Here is a 262-nt window from a genome sequence, read left to right on the forward strand (position 1 = left end):
GCTGCAAACTGATCGCTCATAGTTCTCAGGGTTTCTTTATCTAAAGTAAATAACAAAACACCCGAATTTTTTCGGTCAAGGCGATGCACAGGATAAACTTTTTGTCCAATCTGGTTTCTTAATTCCTGAATGGCGTAAGTATCGGCTTCTCCTGCATAAAAAGATTTATGAACCAATAAACCGCTTGGTTTATTGATGGCAATAAGATGTTCATCGCGATAACGAATTTCTAACATGGGAAAAAAGTAAAGGTTTTCTGTAT

General features: G+C 36.6%; 1 protein-coding gene. It reads right to left on the minus strand.

The features are described from left to right. Nucleotides 1-236, minus strand: a 236-nt coding sequence (locus SCA31_RS23995; RefSeq protein WP_410699502.1) for a pseudouridine synthase, incomplete at its 3' end; no start/stop codon positions are given. Nucleotides 237-262 lie beyond the last annotated feature (26 nt).

Origin of the sequence: Chryseobacterium sp. SIMBA_028, assembly GCF_046535285.1 — a bacterium.
In the GTDB taxonomy this organism is placed as follows: domain Bacteria; phylum Bacteroidota; class Bacteroidia; order Flavobacteriales; family Weeksellaceae; genus Chryseobacterium.